The sequence below is a fragment of the Staphylococcus sp. HMSC055C03 genome, assembly GCF_001809385.1.
Lineage (GTDB): Bacteria > Bacillota > Bacilli > Staphylococcales > Staphylococcaceae > Staphylococcus > Staphylococcus simulans.
On record NZ_KV797494.1, the window covers coordinates 21283 to 43711 of the forward strand.

At 34.4% G+C, this 22429-nt stretch carries 23 protein-coding genes; 18 read left to right on the forward strand and 5 right to left on the reverse strand.

Going from position 1 to position 22429, the window contains the following annotated elements:
* Positions 1 to 122 precede the first annotated feature (122 nt).
* The 10 genes from HMPREF2603_RS13375 (at position 123) to gndA (ending at position 11244) form a co-directional block, all read left to right on the forward strand.
* Positions 123 to 275, forward strand: a complete 153-nt coding sequence (locus HMPREF2603_RS13375) for a hypothetical protein (protein WP_156423347.1) — start codon at positions 123 to 125, stop codon at positions 273 to 275.
* A 683-nt stretch (positions 276 to 958) separates the two neighbouring features.
* Positions 959 to 2017 (forward strand): butyrate kinase, encoded by a 1059-nt coding sequence (gene buk, locus HMPREF2603_RS07605; protein WP_057510481.1) that lies wholly within the window; start codon positions 959 to 961, stop codon positions 2015 to 2017.
* Positions 2018 to 2027: 10 nt separating this feature from the next.
* Positions 2028 to 3452: a dihydrolipoyl dehydrogenase gene (gene lpdA, locus HMPREF2603_RS07610; protein ID WP_060804316.1), complete on the forward strand. Its 1425-nt coding sequence runs from the start codon at positions 2028 to 2030 to the stop codon at positions 3450 to 3452.
* Positions 3453 to 3471: 19 nt separating this feature from the next.
* Positions 3472 to 4464, forward strand: a complete 993-nt coding sequence (locus HMPREF2603_RS07615; RefSeq protein ID WP_002481011.1) for a thiamine pyrophosphate-dependent dehydrogenase E1 component subunit alpha — start codon at positions 3472 to 3474, stop codon at positions 4462 to 4464.
* Positions 4464 to 5447 (forward strand): alpha-ketoacid dehydrogenase subunit beta, encoded by a 984-nt coding sequence (locus HMPREF2603_RS07620; protein ID WP_060804315.1) that lies wholly within the window; start codon positions 4464 to 4466, stop codon positions 5445 to 5447. The genes HMPREF2603_RS07615 and HMPREF2603_RS07620 overlap by 1 nt, the downstream gene beginning before the upstream one ends.
* Positions 5448 to 5466: 19 nt before the next feature.
* Entirely contained in the window at positions 5467 to 6771 is a 1305-nt protein-coding gene (locus HMPREF2603_RS07625) for a dihydrolipoamide acetyltransferase family protein (RefSeq protein ID WP_060804314.1), read from the forward strand.
* Positions 6772 to 6867: 96 nt separating this feature from the next.
* Positions 6868 to 7305 (forward strand): bacilliredoxin BrxB, encoded by a 438-nt coding sequence (brxB, locus tag HMPREF2603_RS07630; protein WP_002481008.1) that lies wholly within the window; start codon positions 6868 to 6870, stop codon positions 7303 to 7305.
* A 12-nt stretch (positions 7306 to 7317) separates the two neighbouring features.
* The gene (locus HMPREF2603_RS07635; RefSeq protein ID WP_070502040.1) at positions 7318 to 8295 is read left to right on the forward strand and encodes an aromatic acid exporter family protein; all 978 of its coding nucleotides are present in this window, start codon (positions 7318 to 7320) and stop codon (positions 8293 to 8295) included.
* A gap of 334 nt (positions 8296 to 8629) precedes the next feature.
* Positions 8630 to 9754 (forward strand): M20/M25/M40 family metallo-hydrolase, encoded by a 1125-nt coding sequence (locus HMPREF2603_RS07640; RefSeq protein ID WP_057510486.1) that lies wholly within the window; start codon positions 8630 to 8632, stop codon positions 9752 to 9754.
* 80 nt (positions 9755 to 9834) lie between these two features.
* Positions 9835 to 11244 (forward strand): NADP-dependent phosphogluconate dehydrogenase, encoded by a 1410-nt coding sequence (gene gndA / locus HMPREF2603_RS07645; protein ID WP_002481005.1) that lies wholly within the window; start codon positions 9835 to 9837, stop codon positions 11242 to 11244.
* 65 nt (positions 11245 to 11309) lie between these two features.
* Here gndA and HMPREF2603_RS07650 read toward each other — a convergent pair whose 3' ends face one another.
* On the reverse strand, positions 11310 to 12164 hold the full coding sequence (locus HMPREF2603_RS07650; protein ID WP_023015172.1) for an effector binding domain-containing protein: 855 nt from the start codon (positions 12162 to 12164) through the stop codon (positions 11310 to 11312).
* Positions 12165 to 12299: 135 nt separating this feature from the next.
* Positions 12300 to 13784 carry a glucose-6-phosphate dehydrogenase gene (gene zwf, locus HMPREF2603_RS07655; RefSeq protein ID WP_002481003.1) on the reverse strand — a complete coding sequence of 495 codons (1485 nt, stop codon included), beginning with the start codon at positions 13782 to 13784 and terminating at the stop codon, positions 12300 to 12302.
* 137 nt (positions 13785 to 13921) lie between these two features.
* On the opposite strand from zwf, the gene rnz reads away from it, so the two are divergent.
* Positions 13922 to 14842, forward strand: a complete 921-nt coding sequence (gene rnz / locus HMPREF2603_RS07660) for a ribonuclease Z (RefSeq protein WP_060804312.1) — start codon at positions 13922 to 13924, stop codon at positions 14840 to 14842.
* A gap of 54 nt (positions 14843 to 14896) precedes the next feature.
* On the opposite strand, the gene proC is transcribed toward rnz, so the two are convergent.
* On the reverse strand, positions 14897 to 15706 hold the full coding sequence (gene proC / locus HMPREF2603_RS07665; protein ID WP_002481001.1) for a pyrroline-5-carboxylate reductase: 810 nt from the start codon (positions 15704 to 15706) through the stop codon (positions 14897 to 14899).
* Between the two features lie 133 nt (positions 15707 to 15839).
* Here proC and HMPREF2603_RS07670 point away from each other — a divergent pair, with 133 nt between their 5' ends.
* Complete coding sequence (locus tag HMPREF2603_RS07670; protein WP_186822228.1) at positions 15840 to 16601, forward strand: SDR family NAD(P)-dependent oxidoreductase; 762 nt, start codon at positions 15840 to 15842, stop codon at positions 16599 to 16601.
* A gap of 109 nt (positions 16602 to 16710) precedes the next feature.
* Here HMPREF2603_RS07670 and HMPREF2603_RS07675 read toward each other — a convergent pair whose 3' ends face one another.
* Positions 16711 to 17619 (reverse strand): aldo/keto reductase, encoded by a 909-nt coding sequence (locus tag HMPREF2603_RS07675; protein ID WP_002480999.1) that lies wholly within the window; start codon positions 17617 to 17619, stop codon positions 16711 to 16713.
* An 85-nt stretch (positions 17620 to 17704) separates the two neighbouring features.
* Here HMPREF2603_RS07675 and HMPREF2603_RS07680 point away from each other — a divergent pair, with 85 nt between their 5' ends.
* The 3 genes from HMPREF2603_RS07680 to xerD all read left to right on the forward strand — a co-directional run bounded on the left by HMPREF2603_RS07680 (position 17705) and on the right by xerD (position 19727).
* Positions 17705 to 18247 (forward strand): NUDIX hydrolase, encoded by a 543-nt coding sequence (locus tag HMPREF2603_RS07680; RefSeq protein WP_023015176.1) that lies wholly within the window; start codon positions 17705 to 17707, stop codon positions 18245 to 18247.
* Positions 18248 to 18352: 105 nt separating this feature from the next.
* Positions 18353 to 18805, forward strand: a complete 453-nt coding sequence (locus HMPREF2603_RS07685; protein ID WP_002480997.1) for a ferric iron uptake transcriptional regulator — start codon at positions 18353 to 18355, stop codon at positions 18803 to 18805.
* A gap of 22 nt (positions 18806 to 18827) precedes the next feature.
* Positions 18828 to 19727 (forward strand): site-specific tyrosine recombinase XerD, encoded by a 900-nt coding sequence (gene xerD / locus HMPREF2603_RS07690; protein ID WP_002480996.1) that lies wholly within the window; start codon positions 18828 to 18830, stop codon positions 19725 to 19727.
* A 23-nt stretch (positions 19728 to 19750) separates the two neighbouring features.
* Here xerD and HMPREF2603_RS07695 read toward each other — a convergent pair whose 3' ends face one another.
* Positions 19751 to 20263: a DUF309 domain-containing protein gene (locus HMPREF2603_RS07695; protein ID WP_060804311.1), complete on the reverse strand. Its 513-nt coding sequence runs from the start codon at positions 20261 to 20263 to the stop codon at positions 19751 to 19753.
* A gap of 102 nt (positions 20264 to 20365) precedes the next feature.
* Between HMPREF2603_RS07695 and HMPREF2603_RS07700 the strand changes: the two genes are divergently transcribed.
* From HMPREF2603_RS07700 to HMPREF2603_RS07710, 3 genes are read left to right on the forward strand one after another with little or no spacing between them, the layout of a single operon-like run.
* Positions 20366 to 21097 carry a segregation and condensation protein A gene (locus HMPREF2603_RS07700; RefSeq protein WP_023015178.1) on the forward strand — a complete coding sequence of 244 codons (732 nt, stop codon included), beginning with the start codon at positions 20366 to 20368 and terminating at the stop codon, positions 21095 to 21097.
* Positions 21087 to 21635: an SMC-Scp complex subunit ScpB gene (gene scpB, locus HMPREF2603_RS07705; protein ID WP_060804310.1), complete on the forward strand. Its 549-nt coding sequence runs from the start codon at positions 21087 to 21089 to the stop codon at positions 21633 to 21635. Before HMPREF2603_RS07700 ends, scpB begins: the two co-directional genes overlap by 11 nt.
* Positions 21628 to 22362 (forward strand): pseudouridine synthase, encoded by a 735-nt coding sequence (locus HMPREF2603_RS07710; protein WP_023015179.1) that lies wholly within the window; start codon positions 21628 to 21630, stop codon positions 22360 to 22362. Before scpB ends, HMPREF2603_RS07710 begins: the two co-directional genes overlap by 8 nt.
* Positions 22363 to 22429 lie beyond the last annotated feature (67 nt).

Consider the following 22429-nt stretch of genomic DNA (forward strand, 5'->3'; position numbering starts at 1 on the left):
TAATAGTATCAATTCCTCAGAATATAGTACGATTTTTCTTAAAAGCAAAGATATTTCAAATAAATCCTTTTAACGATTTAATTTCAGGTTTTAAATATTTATTGCACCATGAAGAGATTTTTTTGATAGTTGTACTTTCTGTACTTGTAAACTTTTTTCTTGCAGCTTATAACTTACTACTGCCATTTAGTAATCAAATATTTCCTGATATAGCAATAGGTTTATATGGTTCATTTTTAACTGCTGAAGCTATTGGTGAAATAATTGGCGCATAAATAATAGGAATATCAAAAAAGATCTACCAATTCAGAAATTGATGACTTTATTAGGAATTTCAGGAACCTCATTAAGTGTTTGCCCAATTGTATACTTATTACTACATATCTATTTTGTGATTCTACTCATACCATTAATTTTCAATTTATTTTTAACAATGTTTAACATGCAAATTTTTTCATATACTCAAAGAAATGTTGAAGACATATATTTAGGAAGAGTTTTTGGGATTATATTTTCAGTTGCAATACTATTTATGCCGTTAGGAACTTGGGTGTTTTCTTCTATAATGAAACCTACTAATCTATTCAATTTCTCAATTGTTGGAATAGCCATAGTTATGATATCCATCATTTTCAGACTCATATTAGGTTTTCGTCATAACTAATCTTTTGTATCAAAATTAAATCATGACATACAAATCTATTATGTGATATTCAGGTTTCTATAACGTTTAAGGCTAATAAATTAAAAAGTACGATTTTCATTTGTCAGTGAAAGTCGTACTTTTTATTTTGTTTTTAGAGATTTAAACTGCAAAATAACTATTTGAGGGTAACAAGTCATTACTTTTATAGGGGATTACTTTTAATTGAATACTAGATTAAGGTAAAATATAAAGGGTAGTTTTGAGAAAACATGAATACTGCATCATGAATGCAATATAAAGCAGGTGAAATATATGACCAATATTTTAGTCATAAATTTAGGTAGTACCTCTTCAAAAATAGGCTTTTATCAAGATGAAAATTGTGTTTCAATGGAAACGATTCATCATGATTTGAACATCTCACAAAAACCTTTACTTGATCAAGAATCATATCGAATTGATTCCATAAAATCATTTATAAAAGAAAAGACTCCAGGGATGCAAAGTATCGATGCGATAGCTTGTAGAGGCGGTCTACTTAAACCCATAGCTGGCGGTACATATACAGTGAATTCTAAAATGTATGAAGACTTAAGATCTTTCAAATATGGTGTACATGCTTCCAATTTAAGTGGGATTATAGGGTATAAATTAGGAGAAATACTAAATATACCTGTATTTATTGTTGATCCTGTAGTTGTTGATGAATTAATTGATATCGCAAGGATAACAGGTATAAAGGATATTAAGCGTAGAAGTGTTTTTCATGCTTTAAATCAAAAGGCAGTTGCACGTCAATATGCAAAGTCCATTCAAAAGCCTTATAACAAAGTCAATGTTATTGTGGTTCATATGGGTGGAGGTATTACAGTAGGTGCGCATTTACAAGGTAAAGTTGTGGATGTGAATGAAGGCTTATACGGCGAAGGTCCAATGAGTCCAGAACGTGCTGGCACAATTCCGAATGATATGCTTTATCAATTTGGAGTTGAGCGTGGGTATTCACCTGAAGCACTTCAACACTTTATTAGCAAGAAAGCAGGACTCGTTAATTTATGTTCTACTAATAACATGAAACAGTTAGTGAATGAATATAGCGTAAATAAAACAACTCATTTAATTTTAGATGCAATGATTTACCAAATTGCGAAGACAATTGGCGAAAGGGCTGTTATTTTTAAAGGCGATATCGATCAAATTCTTTTAACAGGCGGAATTGCACACAGTCAACTCATCACGGATAAAATTCAAGAATATGTAGAATGGATTGCTCCTGTTAGTGTATATCCAGGCGAGTTAGAGATGGAAGCTCTTGCAAATCAAGTTTATGAAGCAGTTAATTTACGCGAAGAAGTAAAAATATATAGTTAGGAGATCAATCATGGCAGAAGAACAATATGATTTAGTTATTCTAGGTGGTGGCACTGCAGGTTATGTCGCAGGCATCCGCGCATCTCAATTGGGCAAAAAAGTCGCGATTGTTGAAAATCAATTACTCGGCGGTACATGTCTGCATAAAGGATGTATTCCGACTAAAGCCTTGTTAAAGTCAGCTGAAGTATTACATACAGTTAAACATGCTGCGGCATATGGTATTGAAACAGAACAATTTAATTTGAATTATAATAAAGTATATGAACGAAAAAATGATATTGTTGAACAAATGCATACTGGCGTTAAGCACTTAATGCAGCACAACCATATCGATATCTACAACGGCACTGGACGTATTCTGGGTTCATCAATTTTTTCACCTCAACCAGGTACAATATCTGTTGAATACGAAGATGGTACATCTGAACTTATTCCGAATGATTATGTGCTGATCGCGACAGGTTCTAGACCAGCGGAATTACCTTTCTTATCATTTGATCACCAAGTTGTACTTTCAAGCAATGACATTTTAAAAATGACAGAGCTTCCTCAGTCCATTGCTATTATTGGCGGTGGTGTTATTGGTATGGAATTTGCTTCATTATTAAATGATTTTGGTGTTGATGTAACAGTTATAGAAGCAGGTGAACGCATTTTACCTAGTGAAAATAAATCAGTTACACAAACATTAAAAAAACACTTGAATGATAGAGGTGTGCAGATTCGTGAAAATATTCAATTATCTGAAGACCAAATTCAAATTAGTGATGATTCAGCTGAAATCAAACTAGAAAATGAAACACTGCAAGTAGATAAAATTTTATTAGCAGTAGGTCGCAAACCAAATACAGAGGATATCGGCTTAAACAATACAAAAATTAATTTAGACGAAAAAGGTTTTATTGAAGTTAATAACAAACAACAAACCCAAGAACAACATATTTATGCAGCTGGAGACTGCATCGGTAAATTACAACTTGCACACGCTGGTTCTAAAGAAGGGACAACTGCAGTAGAAGCAATGTTTGAAGACTCAGTAATTCCAGTTGATTATAATGCAATTCCAAAATGTGTTTATACTTATCCTGAAATCGCATCAATCGGCATGAATGTAGAACAAGCTAAAGCCGCAGATTATAAAAAAGCACGTAGTTTTAAAGTTCCTTTTAAAGCTATTGGTAAAGCTGTGATTGAAGATGCTAATCAACAAGATGGTTTTTGTGAAGTAGTGGTAGACCAAGAAACAGATTCTGTATTAGGATTAAGTATGATAGGTCCACGTGTAACAGAACTAATCAACGAAGTTGCTTTACTACAATTTATGAATGGATCTACGCTTGAATTAGGACTAACAACACATGCACATCCTTCACTTTCAGAAGTTCTAATGGAAGCTGGACTTAAAGCAGCAAAACGCTCTGTTCATGCGTAATATGAGGAGGAAATAGAAAATGATGGATTATAAATCTGCCGGTCTGACCGAAAATGATTTAAAAGAAATGTATAAATGGATGGATCTTGGCCGCAAATTAGATGAAAGAATGTGGCTCTTAAACCGTGCAGGCAAAATTCCTTTCGTAATTAGTTGCCAAGGTCAAGAAGCAGCACAAATCGGTATGGCGTTTGCGATGGAAAAAGGAGATGTTTCAGCACCTTATTATCGTGATTTAGCATTAATCACATATCTCGGTATTACACCTGCTGAAACAATGATGTCAGCTTTTGGTAAAAAAGGAGATATCAACTCTGGAGGTAAACAAATGCCTTCACATTACAGTAAAAAATCTGTCGATATTTTATCACAAAGTTCACCAGTAGGCACGCAAGTATTACAAGGTGTAGGTGCAGCTTTAGCATTAAAAATGGATCGCAAACCTAATATTGCTATGGCAACACTAGGTGAAGGAACATCTAACCAAGGCGATTTCCATGAGGGACTAAACTTTGCTGGGGTTCAAAAATTACCATTTATTTGTGTGATTGAAAACAATGAATATGCAATCTCAGTCCCATCACACTTACAATATGCTGCTGAAAAACTTTCTGATCGTGCGCTTGGATATGGTATCCACGGAGAAAGAGTAGATGGAAATGACCCAATTGCAATGTATAAAGCTATGCATGAAGCACGCGAAAGAGCATTAAGTGGCGAGGGTTCTACTTTATTAGAAGCAATGTGTACTAGAATGACTGCACATTCTTCTGATGATGATGACCAATATCGTAGTCCTGAAATTAGAGAAGGCTTAAAATCTCAAGATTGCAATATTAAATTTAAAGCACATCTGATGGATTTAGGCATTGCGGATCAAGCTTGGTTCGACGAAATTGAAAAAGAAAATAAATCAATCGTCAACAAAGCAACAAAAGAAGCAGAAGCTTCTCCTTATCCAGATCCAAGTGAAACATATACATTTGTTTACGAAGAAGGAGGGCTTGAATAATGGCTAAACTCACTTATTTAGCAGCTATCAAACAAGCAATTTATCAGGCTATGGAAAAAGACCCTGATGTATTTGTATTAGGAGAAGACGTCGGTAAAAAAGGTGGCGTATTTGGTGTTACTCAAGGCTTACAAGAAAAATTCGGAATTGAACGTGTCATCGATACACCATTAGCCGAATCAAATATCGTTGGTACAGCTATCGGAGCATCTATGTTAGGTAAGCGCCCAATTGCTGAAATTCAATTTGCTGAATATATTTTACCAGCGACTAACCAAATTATGAGTGAAGCTGCAAAAATGCGTTACCGTTCAAATAATGATTGGAGTTCACCAATCACTATTCGTGCACCTTTTGGTGGAGGTATACATGGCGCTTTATATCATTCTCAAAGTATAGAAAGTGTTTTTGCATCTACACCTGGATTAACAATCGTTATTCCATCTACACCATATGATGCGAAAGGTCTGCTATTAGCTTCAGTTGAATCGAATGATCCTGTACTTTATTTCGAACATAAAAAAGCGTATCGGTTACTTAAAGAGGAAGTACCTGAAGAATATTATACAGTCCCACTAGGTAAAGCGGATGTAAAACGTGAAGGCAATGATATTACAGTCTTTACTTATGGTTTATGTGTTAATTACAGCTTACAAGCTGCAGATGTTTTAGCAGAAGAAGGTATAGATGTAGAAGTTGTCGACTTACGTACAGTTTATCCATTAGACAAAGAAACGATTATTGAACGTGCAAAACGTACAGGTAAGATTTTACTTGTAACTGAAGATAATTTGGAAGGCAGCATTATGTCAGAAGTATCAGCAATCATCGCTGAAAATTGCTTGTTTGATTTAGATGCTCCAATCATGCGTCTTGCTGGTCCAGACGTGCCATCTATGCCATTCTCGCCACCATTAGAGGATGAATTCATGATGAATCCAGATAAAATCAAAGCAAAAATGTTAAAACTTGCACGTTTCTAAATTATAGGAGGCTTATCAAATGGAAATCAAAATGCCGAAACTCGGAGAAAGTGTACATGAAGGTACAATTGAACAATGGTTAGTAGAAGTCGGCGATACTATTGAAGAATACGAGCCTATTTGTGAGGTTATTACAGATAAAGTAACAGCGGAAGTACCGTCTACTGAAGCTGGTACAATTACCAAAATCCTAGTTGAAGCTGGGGAAACTATTAGTGTCGGGACTCCAATTTGTGAAATTGATGCTGAAGGTTCATCAGATGAGATTTCAGAATCTGATTCAAAACCAGAATCAACAGCAACTACAGAAAAACCCGAAAATGAAAATACATCAACAGAAACCCAAACTGAATCTAAACAAAATTTTAAGAACGCTACCTCTGATAAACCACTAAATAATGGTAGATATTCACCTGTTGTATTTAAATTAGCTTCTGAACATCAAATTGATTTATCACAAGTTAAAGGGACAGGCTTTGAAGGTCGTGTGACAAAAAAAGATATTGAATATGTAATTGCTCACCCAGAAGCTGTCTCAACTCAAGCTGGGTCAACACCAATTCAAAATAAACCTGCTGAAAAAGAAAATATCCAACCTTCTGCATCTACAGAACAATCAACTGTTCCAGCTGATTCTGTTCCTGTAAATGGTGTGCGTAAAGCGATTGCTAAACATATGGTTCAAAGTGTTTCAGAAATTCCTCATGCATGGATGATGGTTGAAGCTGATGCAACAAACTTAGTGAAAACTAGAAATCATCATAAAAAGCAATTTAAGGCAAAAGAAGGTTATAATTTAACATTCTTCGCATTCTTTGTTAAAGCAGTTGCAGAAGCATTAAAAGAGTTTCCAATGTTAAACAGTAGTTGGCAAGGCTCTGAAATTAAAGTTCATAAGGATATCAATATCTCAATTGCAGTAGCTGTAGAGGATAAATTATATACACCAGTCATCCACAATGCAGATGAAAAATCAATTAAGGGAATTGCACGCGAAGTTAATGAATTAGCTCAAAAAGCACGTCAAAATAAATTAACACAAGCTGATTTACAGGGTGGAACTTTTACTGTAAATAATACTGGAACATTCGGTTCTGTCTCTTCGATGGGCATTATTAACCACCCACAAGCTGCGATTTTACAAGTAGAATCCATTGTAAAAAAACCAGTTGTGATTGATGATATGATTGCAATTCGTAATATGGTGAACTTATGTATTTCGATTGATCATCGTATTTTAGATGGCTTACAAGCTGGTCGTTTCATGAACACAATCAAAAATAGAGTAGAACAATTTACAATCGAACATACGCATATTTATTAAACTGTTCTTAATGTTAAAGTTAATCCTGTTGAAGATTACTAAATTAATTAGTAGAATAAAATAGAACGTTATTAAGAACTGAAAGGTGATTTCGATATGGATTTAAATTTCGATTTATATATGAACGATGTTGTAGAACAAGCACGTAACGAGATAGAAAAAGCAGGTTATGAACAACTTACAACGCCTGAAGAAGTAGATGCTGTATTAAAACAAGACGGTACTACACTTGTTATGGTTAACTCAGTTTGCGGTTGTGCTGGAGGTATTGCACGTCCAGCTGCTGAACATTCATTACATTATGATAAACTACCTGATCGCTTAGTTTCAGTCTTTGCAGGACAAGATAAAGAAGCGACACAACAAGCGAGAGATTATTTTGAAGGTTATGCTCCTTCAAGTCCATCATTTGCGTTAGTTAAAGATGGTAAAATTGCTGAAATGATTGAACGTCATCAAATAGAAGGCCATGACATTATGGATGTTATTACACAGCTTCAAAATTTATTCGAAAAATATTGTGAAGAACGATAAGAGGTAAAGCAGATGATGCGTTTTAATCCCTATAAAATAGGATTTAGAACGATAAAGACTGCTGTAGGAATGGCACTTGGAATAATTATTGCCAAATTAATTGGTTTAGATAATTTTTCTTCAAGTGCCATTTTAGTTGTTTTATGTATTAAACATACAAAAGTACATTCCCTACAAGCAATTGTTTCTCGTTTTGTATCCTGTATTCTTATATTGATATTAGGATCTATCGTTTTTAGTTTGCTTGGTCAAAATGCAATTGTATTAGGTTTAATCGTATTATTCTTTATACCTTTAACAGTAGTATTAGGGGTACAAGAAGGTATTATTACAAGTTGCGTTATATTGCTACATGTTTTTAATGCTAAAGTTATTGATTTACATTTATTTATCAATGAAGTTTTACTGTTAATCGTTGGCTTAGGTATCGCTTTTATTATGAACTTAATTATGCCAAGTCTAGATAAACAATTAAAAGAATATAAACATAAAATAAAGAAACAGTTTACTGAGACTTTCAATGCATTCAGTAAATCATGTTTTGATTTAGATTATCCAGTAGATGTGCCACTCAAAAACATTGAACTCGAAATCCAAAAAGCGAAATCTTATGCGTTCAGAGACGTAAAAAATCACTTTGTTCGTAACGAAAACTCTTATTATCATTATTTTGATATGAGAGAAGAACAATTGGAAATAATAGAGCGTATTGAACACCTGCTGAAGAATATAAAATCAGAAGATAAAATGATGCATCGTTTAGGTAATTTGTTTGCTGAAATAGCTAAGAACGTTAATAGTAATGATTATACTGCGATGCGTCTGTATTCACTTTATGATTTACATATTGATCTTTATGATCAATCTCTGCCTCAGTCGAAAGAAGCCTTAATCAATCGTGCAAACGAAATACAAATTGTTAGTGAACTAGAACGTTATTTACAAATTAAATCTCATTTTGGATCGTTAAAATTATACGATGAAATATAAAAAAACGAGGGTGATCTTTTTTACAGATCATCCTCATTTTTTATTACTGCATCAATGGTGCTAAACTTGATAATATCAGTGCAACGATTACTGCTACCAACATAACGATGATAACAACTTTTGAGACTTTGCCTTTAAACACGTTATTCTCCTCCAGATAAACTTTCTTCTTAATTATAAATATAGTACTTTATTTTAAATCAATATGGTTATGTTTTCAACTTGACGCTTACAAATTATTATATCATGATTTTAACCTATTTTTTAGAACATATATGTTTTACAAAGCAGATAAATCGTATACACTAAACATAGTATAGGAAGGGGTTAGAACATGATTAACGAACAACGTTTACTAGAAACATTTTTAGAATTGGTACAAATCGACTCAGAAACAGGTCATGAAGAAATCATTCAACCAATTCTCAAAGAAAAATTTGAAAGTTTAGGTTTAACAGTAAAAGAAGATAATGCAGGTGAACAGCCCGACTTAGGTGCAAACAACTTAATCTGTACACTTGCGGCAACAGAAAATCACAATAAAACCCAAAAAATTTATTTTACAAGTCATATGGATACAGTTGCACCTGGTATTGGCGTTAAACCTATCGTCAAAGATGATGGATATATCTATTCAGATGGTACAACTGTACTAGGCGCAGATGACAAAGCAGGGATTGCTGCTTTACTTGAATTAATTCAAGTATTAAAAGAAAATCAAATCCCACATGGCCAAATTCAATTTGTTATCACAGTAGGTGAAGAGTCTGGTTTACTAGGTGCTAAGGCGCTTAATCCTGAATTATTAGATGCACAATTTGGATACGCAGTAGATGCTAGTGCACCAATTGGAACAACTGTATTGGGTGCACCTACACAGATGAAACTTAGTGCAGTAATTCATGGTAAAAAAGCACATGCCAGCACACCGGATAAAGGTGTAAGTGCTATTAATATTGCGGCGAAAGCAGTCAGTAAAATGAAGTTAGGTAAAATCGATGATGAAACAACTGCCAATATCGGTAGTTTTACTGGCGGTTCAGCAACGAATATAGTCGCTGACGAAGTCACATTACATGCAGAAGCCAGATCACATGACAATAACAAAATCGAAGCCCAAATCAACCATATGAAACAAGTATTTGAGGAAACTGCCGAAGCTTATGGTTGCAGTGCTGATGTATTTACAAGTAAAAGTTATCAAGGTTTTAAAGTAGCTGAAGATGCTAAAGTGACACAATATGCAGTAAAAAGTGCACAAAGTTTAGGATTAAGTGGAAATACAGTGGTTGCCGGAGGCGGCTCTGATGGAAATATTATCAACGCATTAGGTATTCCAACTGTGATTATTGGTATCGGATATCAAAATATCCATACAACTGAAGAAAGAATGGAAATTCAATCTTTAAATTTATTAGCTGAACAACTACTTAAAATTGTAGAATTAACTAGCGATTGATTTTAAGCTTGAATAAGTGAGCAGGAACGCTAATTGTGATACAATAAAATAGAAAATTTTATCAAAGAGAGGTAAGTAATATGACGCAACAAATTGGTGTAGTCGGTTTAGCCGTAATGGGTAAAAACCTAGCTTGGAATATTGAATCTCGTGGCTATACAGTCTCAGTTTATAACCGCTCAAAAGAAAAAACTGACACAATGGTCGAAGAATCAAAAGGCAAAAATATTCACCCAACTTATTCTTTAGAAGAATTTGTGAATTCACTTGAACGTCCACGTAAAATTCTTTTAATGGTTAAAGCAGGTCCGGCAACGGATGCGACAATCGAAGGTTTATTACCATTATTAGATGATGGTGATATTTTAATCGATGGTGGTAATACAAACTATCAAGATACGATTCGTCGTAACAAAGCATTAGCAGAAAGCGGCATTAACTTTATTGGTACAGGTGTATCAGGAGGAGAAGTAGGCGCATTGACTGGTCCTTCAATCATGCCTGGTGGTCAAAAAGAAGCATATGACAAAGTTGCTGATATCTTAGAAGCAATTTCTGCTAAAGCTGACGATGGTGCGCCTTGTGTAACATACATTGGTCCAGACGGTGCAGGACATTACGTTAAAATGGTACACAATGGTATCGAATATGCTGACATGCAATTAATCGCTGAAAGTTATGCATTAATGAAAGATGCATTGCATATGTCACATACTGAAATCGCAAATACATTCAAAGAATGGAATGCAGGCGAACTTGAAAGTTACTTAATTGAAATTACTGGTGAAATCTTCAACAAACTTGATGAAGACGGTTCCCCATTAGTTGAAAAAGTAATGGATAAAGCAGGTCAAAAAGGTACTGGTAAATGGACTTCTATTAATGCATTAGAACTGGGTGTACCATTAACAATTATTACTGAATCTGTATTCGCACGCTTTATCTCATCAATGAAAGATGAGCGCGTCGCTGCTTCTAAAGAATTAACTGGCCCATCACCAAAATTTGAAGGTAATAAAGATGAGTTCTTAGAAAAAATCCGTAAGGCGCTTTATATGAGTAAAATCTGTTCATATGCACAAGGTTTTGCGCAAATGCGTAAAGCAAGTGAAGAAAACGAATGGAACTTACAACTTGGCGATTTAGCTATGATTTGGAGAGCAGGTTGTATTATTCGTGCACAATTCTTACAAAAAATTAAAGAGGCATATGATAATAATCCAGAATTACAAAACTTATTATTGGATCCTTATTTCAAAGATATCGTAACAAATTATCAATCAGCATTACGTGATGTTGTTGCTGAAAGTGTTGCAAATGGTGTTCCTACACCTGGATTTGCTGCGAGCATTAATTACTTTGACAGCTATCGTTCAGAAAACTTACCAGCAAACTTAATTCAAGCACAACGTGACTACTTCGGTGCGCACACTTATCAACGTAAAGACCAAGAAGGTACATTCCATACACATTGGGCTGAAGAAAAATAATTTTATAAATCTATAAAAAGCACACTATCAGATTATCATTTCTGATAGTGTGCTTTTCACTTTAATTATTCATCTAAATCAACAGGCAACCATAATTGAATTTTAGTAAAAGGATTGTCGAAGGAAATATCAAATGGATAAACTTCTACATACAAAGCTTCAGTTTCATAAGGCATCGTCAGCTGCAATCTTGTTTCAATATAGTGCCATGCTTCATTAACCGCAAAATCAATCTCACCTTGTAAATTAAACTTAGCATATTGTCTAGAGGGTAAAAATCGACTTTCTAAATGAGCGGGGTACCGTTCGCTTGGTACACCTATAAACAATTCAACACCATTTTCCAGTGGGCATTTTACAACAAATAGTTCATGAGGACTTACATCGTTATAACGTTCAAGTTCTTTAATTTTACCATCTACTAATAAATCCTCTAAAAAATCAGCAACAAGAAATGGATTGCTTAAGTCCTCTGTATTCACAAATTTAGCATAACCGACTAATGCGTGATCCTCAGATTTTTCTAATCTATACGTATAAGGTGGACGATCCGTTGTTGCTATTCTTAAATATAATCTTTCTTGCATTTTCAACTCATCTTGCTTCAGCTTTGCTTGAATAGGGGAAATGCCATGATAATCACTAAATGCATTAGCAAAATCATTTGTATCTTCATAATGATACTTTTTAGCGATATCTACTAAACGAAAAGCCCCTACAATCACATCTTCAGCTGCTTTCGTTAATTTTCTAGCTTCTGCATACTCACTAGGAGATAAGCCGACAACCATTTTAAAAGACTGATCTAGATGCATGGGAGAAAGGCCAACGTAATCGCTTAAATCTTGCAAATGAAAAGGCTCATAAACACGGTCCTCAATATAAACAATGGCCTGTTGTATTTGCTTGATAACGTCCAAACTGCTCACTCCTAAAATAACTATTGTCCTATATTATACCGTATTCTTCTATGACTTTCCTACAAAAAGACGTTAAAAAAACAAGACAGTATCAATGTTGTGACACTGTCTTGTCTTCATAAATTTAAACTGATATTAATGTATATCGTCCCACCAGTGGAATCCATCACGACTTAATAACAATTCACTTGTTAATGGACCGTTAGTACCTGATTTGTAGTTAGGGAAGTCAGGTTCAACTTGATCCCATTCTTCTTGAATTGCATCAACATATTTCCAAGTTGATTTTAATTCTTCCCAGTGTGTAAAGTTTGTTGCATCACCTTTTAAGCAGTCGAACAATAAGTTCTCATAGGCGTCAACGGTATTCATTTTATCTTGTGCACTCATTGAGTATGATAGTTGAACTGGTTCAGTTTCAATACCTTGTACGTTCTTCTTCGCATTTAAATGAATAGAAACACCTTCATTAGGTTGGATGTTAATAACCAATAAGTTGGAATCTAAATGCTTATCTTTTTCGTAATATAAGTTCATAGGTACTTCTTTAAATTCAACCACGACTTGAATAGATTTACGTTTCATTCGTTTACCAGTACGGATGTAGAATGGTACACCAGCCCAACGGAAGTTATCAATCATGACTTTACCTGAAACAAAAGTAGGTGTGATTGAGTCTTCGCTGACACGATCTTCTTCACGATAGCTTTTAACATACTTGCCATCAATTTCACCAGCATCATATTGACCACGTACAAAGTTTGTACGAACCGCTTCAGAATCCAATGGTTGCAACGACTTCAACACTTTTACTTTCTCCGCACGGATATCTGCACTATTTAAACTGATCGGCGGTTCCATCGCTAACAACGCCACCATTTGAAGCATATGGTTTTGGAACATATCTTTCAATGCACCGCTAGATTCATAATACCCTCCACGGTCTTCAACACCTAAAATCTCAGATGAAGTCACTTGAATATTTGAAATGTATTTATTGTTCCATAAAGGTTCAAACATCGCATTCGCAAATCGTAACACTTCGATGTTTTGTACCATATCCTTACCAAGATAATGGTCAATACGGTAAATTTCATTTTCTTTAAATGATTTTCTAATTTGTTTGTTTAATTTTTCAGCTGAAGCCAAATCACTGCCGAATGGTTTTTCAATTACAAGGCGTTTGAATCCTCTTGTCTTAGTTAAACCAGATGATTTTAAGTAATCCGTAACTAAACCAAAGAAATTAGGGGCCATAGCTAAGTAGAATAGACGATTTCCTTGTAAGCCGAATTCTGAATCGAGTTGATTACTAAACTGCAATAAATCATCATAGCTTTGTTCTTCGCTGACATCATGTTTGAAGTAAAATACATGTTCCATAAATTGATCAAGGTGTTTTGTATCTTTTACATGAGCTTGAATAGATGACTTAACTTGGTTGCGAAAATGCTCATTCGAATAGTCACGACGGCCAATACCAATGATTGCAACATGTTCATCTAAATTATCTTGTTGGTATAAATGGAATAGTGAAGGGAACAGCTTTCGATGACTTAAATCACCAGTTGCTCCAAAAATTGTAATCAAACATGGTATATGCTTTCTTTTATTACTCAAGATTCAAAACCTCAATTCTATATTAGATATGCTATTATTATAAACTATGAAGAATTAATGTAACACATTTATGCTTAAATTTCTTCGTGTTTGTCATTTTAGATATGGTACACTAACGTGTAGAGAGGAGCGTTATAATGGAAATTACATTTTTAGGTACTGGAGCGGCGTTGCCAACCAAAGAACGCAATACACAAGCAATAGCGCTCAACTTAGAACCCTATTCAAATTCAATATGGCTATTCGATGTAGGAGAAGGAACGCAACATCAAATCTTGCATCATTCGATTAAACTCGGAAAAGTAGACCATATTTTCATCACCCATATGCATGGTGATCATATATTCGGCTTACCCGGCTTATTAACAAGCCGTTCTTTCCAAGGCGGGGAAGATAAACCCTTAACAATCATTGGGCCAAGAGGTATTAAAAGCTATGTTGAAATGACATTACAAGCCTCATTATCTAAATTAAATTATCCAATTACATTTATAGAAATTGATGAACAATTACATTACCATCACGAAGGTTTTACAATCAGTGCATATGCTTTGAATCATGGTGTACCATCATTCGGCTACCGTATTGAAGCACCAACCACACCTGGTAAAATAAATGTCGCTGCATTAAAAGCTATCGGTATGGAACCAGGACCAAAATACCAAGAAGTCAAAGAACAAAATACTTTTGTATTCAACAATCAAACTTATGACTCATCACAATTTAAAGGTTCAGATAAAATAGGTCCTAAAATCGCAATATTCGGCGATACCATGCCTTGTAAAAATGAATATTTACTTTCTGAAGATGTTGACGTGATTGTTCATGAAGCTACATATATTGATGGTGATAGAACATTAGCGGATAGTCATCATCATAGCCATATTTCAGATGTATTAAAACTATTAGAAGATTCTCATGCGAAACAAGCATTGTTGAATCATATTAGTAACCGTTATAACCTGAGTGATATCGACGTGTTGTATGCTGAATTACAAGAGCATTATCCACATTTAAAATTTAAATTCGTAAGAGACTTTGATGCGTTTGAAATATAAAAATGCTGAGGCAGATAATTTAACTGTCTCAGCATTTCTTTTATCAATTTTAACTTATTCGTCGTTCGATAACTCTTTACTTCTTTTTACTGCCGCATTGAAGCAATCTTCGAAAATACTTTCAATATCGTGTTGAGCTAAAGCATCTAAGCCTGCTTGCGTCGTTCCACCTTTAGAAGTCACGTTTTGTCTTAATTGTTCCATACTTAAATCAGAACGCTCAATCATTTTTCCAGTTCCGATTATCAAGTTACGTATAGATTCTTCAACTTCTTCTTTATCTAAACCAAGTCTGACACCCGCTTCTACATATTGTTCAAACACATGATACAAGAAAGCAGGGCCGCTGCCAGTAATCGCAGTGACTTGATGCAACGCATCTTCTTGAACTTCAATTTCTGAACCAAACGCATGGACAATATCAATAACTTGTTTTCTATCTTCTTGCTTATAGTTTTCTGAGAAACTGATACCTGTGACTGAATGACCGACTTGTGCGTTCGTATTAGGCATAATACGTGCAATTGGGTTATCATGGTCAAGTTGTTTTCTGATATACTGTATCGAGATACCAGCCATGATGGAAATAAATCTATTTTTATCTGTAATATATGGACGGATTCTATCAGCTAATGCTTCAAAATCATAGGGTTTCGTTCCTAAAAAGACAAAGTCAGCATCTGCTAATAATGCGGCGTCATCATAACTATAATTAACGCCTAATTCGTCAGCATAGCCTTTTAAGACCGCTTCATTAGAACGGTTTGTAATATAAATATCATTAGGATCGATTACTTCAGATGCAATTATTCCTGCAAAAATAGCATGAGCCATGTTGCCTGAACCATAGAATACAATTTTCATATTTTGAATAGCACTCCCTATATTTTGATAATTGATACACTTATCATAGCAATATCAATCATTTTGCACAACAATGTTAATTTGAGGCTATAATTTCAACGGATATACAACTCATACAGAGCGGAGGATTATAATGCAACAGATAATAGGAAAGCATTTTATCGTAACAGGAGGCACGAGTGGACTTGGCTATGCACTTACGCAACAACTTTTAGCCAAAGGTACTCATGTAACTTTACTAGTAAGAAACATAGAAAAATTTAATGAAACACATTTTCCAGTCAATCAACACTTATTAGATTCAAAGTATTGTGATTTAAATGATGCAACAGATATTCATCAACTCACATTTTCAAAACCAATCGATGGATTAATACATAGTGCAGGGTTGGGATATTTTAAACCTATACTGCAACATAGTGAACAGGAAATGATAGAAACGTATACCATTAATGTCCTTCATTTCAACTTATTATTATCTCAACTTGCACCTTATTTTACACAACATCCTTTTATAGTCGGTGTCAGTAGTTTAGCAGCTTTTTCTACCCAAACAGCAAGTGGTCACTACGCAGCAAGTAAAGCAGGATTTAATCAAGTATTAAACACATTAAGATTGGAACAGCCAGATTATCAAGTGACAGTAGTAAATGCAGGACCGATACGTACACCATTTCATGCTAAAGCAGATCCTACACTAAATTATGCTGCACAAGTTGATAAGTTTATGTTAGATCCTAATGTACTAGCGAGAGATATCATTTCTGCGATGTTAAAAGGAAAGGCTGAAGTTAATCGCCCTAAATGGTTGCACAAACTTTTGAAAATCTATCAATTATCACCAAGAACACTTGAAAGGTTGGCACCGCAATTATTTAATAATAAAAACTCATAATAAAAAGACTTGTCATATCCGTCCAAAATAGTTCTCAGTAACAACGTTACGTTATTTTGAGGAGATGACAAGTCTTATTCATTTATATTCCTATTTATGATTTAGTGGTTTAGTTGAGATGATTTGTATAATGCAAATCTTTTACGCGTTCTTTTGCGGCATGTAAACGTGTTAAATCCACATGTGTTTGATAATTCTTCACGTTTTCTTCTAGTTGTTCAACACTACTAGCACCTGCCACAATTGAACCTAAAACGTCTTGTGTTAATAAGTAATTGAAAGTGAGTGCTGATAAATTATTTTCAATTTCTTTAAGCGATGCGACTGTACTGCCAAGTTCTTGATAGCTATAATCAAAAATACCATCCGCAAATTTTTGGTCTAACGCTGTATTGCTTTCAGCTGTCAGTAACCCTTTAAATAATGGTCCACGCGCGAGCATTTTAACACCTTTTTGATGTGCTTGTTGAATTAAATCTTCAGGACGATTATCAATCAAATTATACTGTGCCATCCAAGTGTCAATTTGACTGTGCTCTAAATAATATTTAATAACATTAGGGCGAATAGAAGAGATACCATAGGCACGAATTAATCCTTCTTGTTTTAATTCGTCAAAAGCACTGATTGTTTCATCAAGCGGATCTTCAATTGTTCCGCCATGTAATTGATATAAATCTATTTGATCGACACCTAAGTTTTTTAATGATTGTTTGACACTTTCTTTGATGTGTTTCTTAGAAGGATCCCAAAATGTCGTACCATCTGGTTGAAGGTGATTACCGACTTTGGTTCCGATAACGATATCTTCTGAGTTTTGATACGGTTTCAAAATTTCTCCTACTAACTTTTCATTGATGCCTTTGTCATACATGTCTGCTGTATCAAAATATGTTATTCCTAATTCAATGGCACGTTCGATAATGGCTTGTGCATGTTTCTTTTCTGTACCAAGACTCATACACCCTAAACCTAATTCAGAAATCTCTAAACCGCTATTCAAAACATTCTTTTGCATGTTGTGACTCCTTTCGATACACTTTAATTGTCTAACACTGCTAGTTTATCAGTATTTCAATATAGTTAAAAGGAACGTGATTCAAATGGATTTAACAGAGAAAACATTAAATAAACAAACTATCTACAAAGGTAAAATTATTGAAGTAGATGTAGATGAAGTACAATTACCAAATGGCAAGACTTCAAAACGTGAAATTGTTAATCACACAGGTGCAGTTGCAGTATGTGCATTAACTAACGAAAACAAAGTAGTTTTCGTTAAACAATATCGTAAACCGATTGAACAAGTATTGTTAGAAATCCCAGCAGGCAAGTTAGAAAAAGGGGAAGAACCAAAATCAGCAGCTTTACGAGAATTAGAGGAAGAAACAGGTTATAAAGCGAATAGTTTAGAATTGATTGCTGATATTTATACCTCTCCTGGATTCGCAAATGAGAAAATCGCTATTTATTTCACTGACGATTTAGTAAAAGGCGAGGTCCATCTAGACCCAGATGAATTTGTTGAACAAGTAGAGTTGAGTCTCGATGAAATCAATGATTTAGTACAAAATCATAAAATTGAAGATGCCAAAACTTTAATCGCGTTACAACACGTATTATCACATTATAATCATTCTAAATAACAAATGAGAATGTGTTGCAATTTGCCTCAAATACTGGTAATTTATAGATGAGTCATTAAGTTACATTACAATGATAATAATTATTAGTAGAGGAGTGAGGCTTCCGTGGAAGAACGTTTAAAACGCGTGAAGCAACAGTTACAAAAATCATCCTACAAATTAACTCCACAACGTGAAGCAACGTTAAGAGTGCTTATTGAAAACGAAGAAGATCATCTCAGTGCAGAAGATGTCTATTTAAAAGTAAAAGACAAAGCACCAGAAATTGGTTTAGCAACTGTCTATCGTACTTTAGAACTGCTTGCTGAACTTAAAATCGTCGATAAAATCAACTTTGGCGATGGCGTTTCACGTTTCGACTTGAAAAAAGAAGGCGAAAAGCACTTCCATCACCATCTTGTATGTATGGAATGTGGTAAAGTTGAAGAAATTGTCGAAGACTTATTGCCAAAAGTCGAAGAAAGAGTAGAATCTGAATTTCATTTCAAAATTTTAGACCACCGTTTGACATTTCATGGTATTTGTCGTGAGTGCCAACAAAAGAAAAAAGAGAGTTAGTTTAGGTTAGAAGGTGAACGGATTGGAAACGAATTTTCAAAATATTATTGAGGAATATTTAAAGTTCATCCAAATTGAAAAAGGTTTAAGTGTTAACACCATTGGGGCCTATCGTCGTGATTTAAATAAATATAAAGCCTATTTAGAATTAAAAAAGGTTAAACATATAGATTTTATTGATAGAGAAACGATTCAACAATGTTTAGGATATTTACACGATGAGGGTCATTCCGCAAAATCAATCGCACGCTTTATCTCCACTGTTCGAAGCTTCCATCAATTTGCGCTCAGAGAACGCTATGCCGCAAAAGACCCGACAGTTTTAATTGAAACTCCGAAATATGAACGCAGATTACCAGATGTGTTAGATGTCGATGATGTTTTAGCGTTGTTAGAAACGCCGAATTTAGGAAAAAACAACGGCTATCGTGACAGAACTATTCTAGAGTTGCTTTATGCAACGGGCATGCGTGTAACAGAGTTGATTCATGTCAGAGTCGAGGATGTCAATCTGATTATGGGCTTTGTCCGCGTATTCGGTAAAGGAAGCAAAGAGCGGATTATCCCTTTAGGTGAAACGGTGATTGATTATTTGAAAAAGTATATCGAAACTGTTCGTCCGCAATTATTAAAGCGTACAGTTACGGACGTACTCTTTTTAAATATGCACGGCAAACCTTTATCACGACAAGGAATATGGAAACTCATTAAACAATATGGTGTCCAAGCCAATATATCTAAAAAGCTGACACCCCATTCATTACGTCATTCATTTGCGACACATTTACTAGAAAATGGGGCAGATTTAAGAGCAGTTCAAGAGATGTTAGGACATTCTGATATTTCAACTACACAACTTTATACGCATGTTTCGAAATCTCAAATCAGAAAAATGTACAACGAATTCCACCCACGTGCATGAGCCATGATCATTTGGTTCATGCACTATTTTTTATGTTTCAATTGGTTTTGTTTTAATGCTTCTAATCTTGCTTGTTCAACTTCATGACGATCTCTTAACATGTGATGGTCGCAGATATAAGGAAGTGTATTAATTTGATGCATGATTGCATAATCAGGATAAATGCGTTTGATTTGTTTTTTCATTGTTGAGAGTAAAGGTAATTCTACTGGTTTAAATAGTAGCTCCTGATTAGTACTTTCAATTAACTCACGTAATAACATTAGATAACTTCTGCTTTCTAATCCTAATTGATCTAATTTAGCATAATTCGCATGAGCTGCTCGATAAGCACGATTAAATAATGTATGTGCACCTTTATAATTTGCGCGTCTATAGTGATAGCATCCGGTCGCACACAAAATTAAACTCACTACAGCGTCTTGTTTCGTGAAATGAGATTGAGCTTTCCATGCGTCTTCTAAAATATCATGGCACAAAAAATAATGTTGTTTAGTGTGGAACTGATAGTAAAACTCGATTAATGCTTGTTTCATCTGTTAAGCGCTCCTTGTTTCTCGTTTAATTCTTATAATGATTGATGTATAATATTGTACTGAATGACAAATGCGACTTGCAATTAAAGGAGATACAAATGGATGTACGAAGTTAAACTAGATGCTTTTAATGGGCCGCTCGATTTATTATTACACTTGATACATAAATATGAAATTGATATTTATGATATTCCCATGAAAGCTTTAACCGAACAATATATGAATTATATTCATGCGATGAAACAATTAGAAATTAATATTGCAAGTGAATACCTAGTTGTAGCATCAGAGCTGCTTATGATTAAAAGCAAAATGTTATTGCCGCAACAACCAGATCTAGAAGATGAAGATTTAGACGATCCTCGTGAAGATCTAGTAGGAAGATTAATAGAATATCAAAACTACAAAGAATATACTGAATTTCTAAATGAAATGAAAGTTCAAAGAGAACAGTACTATAGTAAACATCCAACTGACTTAAGTCATTTAGAAACTGCAGAATTATGGGATGAAAACCATACGATTGACCTTACTGAATTAATTATGGCGTATCAACGTATCAAGACTAGAGCTTCATTTGACACGCCGAGACAAGTTACTATCCAAAAAGAAACATTTACGATTGAACAAGCGTCAACACAAGTGTCTGAACGTTTGGCAAAAGCAACGTCATTTAATTTCTTCAGTTTGTTCACTTTTAAAGAGACAACAGAGCATGTCGTTACACATTTTCTAGCAATTTTAGAATTGTCTAAATCAGGCATTATTCAAATTACACAAGATAAAGAATTCGCAGACATTAATATAACTCGAGGTGTAAATTATGGCGCTTAAGCAAATCGGAATATTAGAAGGTTTATTATATACAGCAGGGGATGAGGGGTTAGAAATAACTCAGCTGCAAGACATATTAAATGTCTCTGAGGAAGAATTGATTGCATTAGTAGCTGACTATGAATCACCCGGACTCATGATTCATCAATATGGAAACACATTAGTTCTGACAACTAAACAAGCATTAGCTGATTATATCGAACAACTTGTGAAGCAACAATCTAATATGAAACTGTCTCAAGCAGCCATGGAAGTCCTTTCAATCATTGCTTACAACCAACCTGTCACAAGAAGTGATATTGAAGTCATACGAGGAATTAATTCTGATGGTGCTGCCAAAACATTGATTGCTAGAGGGTTAATCGAAGCTAAAGATGAAGACAATTCAAGAAGCCAACAATTATATACTACGCCGTTATTCTTAAATGTATTCGGCATGAAAAATATAGATGAATTACCAACGACCGAAGAAGAGGAAGAAGAAATAGAATCATTCTTCAACAATTTAATTAACCAAAAAGGAGATAATAATGAGTAAAGAATTAGAGAGATTACAAAAACGTATCGCAAATAGCGGTTATACGTCTAGAAGAAAAGCAGAAACATTAATTACAGAAGGTAAAGTTAAAGTGAACGGGGAAACTGTAACTGAATTAGGTACTAAAGTAAAACCTTCAGATAATGTTGAAGTTGAAGGCGTTAAATTAGAACAAGAAGACAAACTTTATATTTTATTCTACAAACCAGCACAAGTTATCACAAGTGTATCTGATGATCGAGGTAGAACAGTCGTAACTGATTATTTCGAGGATTTAGAAACACGTATCTATCCAGTTGGCCGTTTAGACTACGATACATCTGGATTGCTTATCTTAACTAATGATGGCGAGTTTACAAACTTAATGACACATCCTCGTTATAAAATTAAAAAGAAATATGTAGCTAAATTAAAAGGTTATTTGATGCGCGATGAAGTGAAACAACTTGAAAAAGGAATTCAATTAGAAGACGGAAAAACACATCCAGCAGAAGTTAAAATTAAAAATCAAGATAAAGAAAAAAATACAACACTTGTTGAAATTACAATTTCAGAAGGTAGAAATCGACAAGTACGTCGTATGTTCGAACATTTCGGTCATGAAGTAACAAAATTGACGCGTATTGAAATGGGTGGTCTGACATTAAAAGGCTTGAACGCTGGAGAAGGACGTGTCTTAACGCCACATGAAGTAAAAAAACTTCGCAATTTAGCCGCAAATGGTTAAAACTTGTAGCAACAGCATAAAAGTTTGTGAAATTATGCACAAATTATGTTAATCTATTTTTATTCAC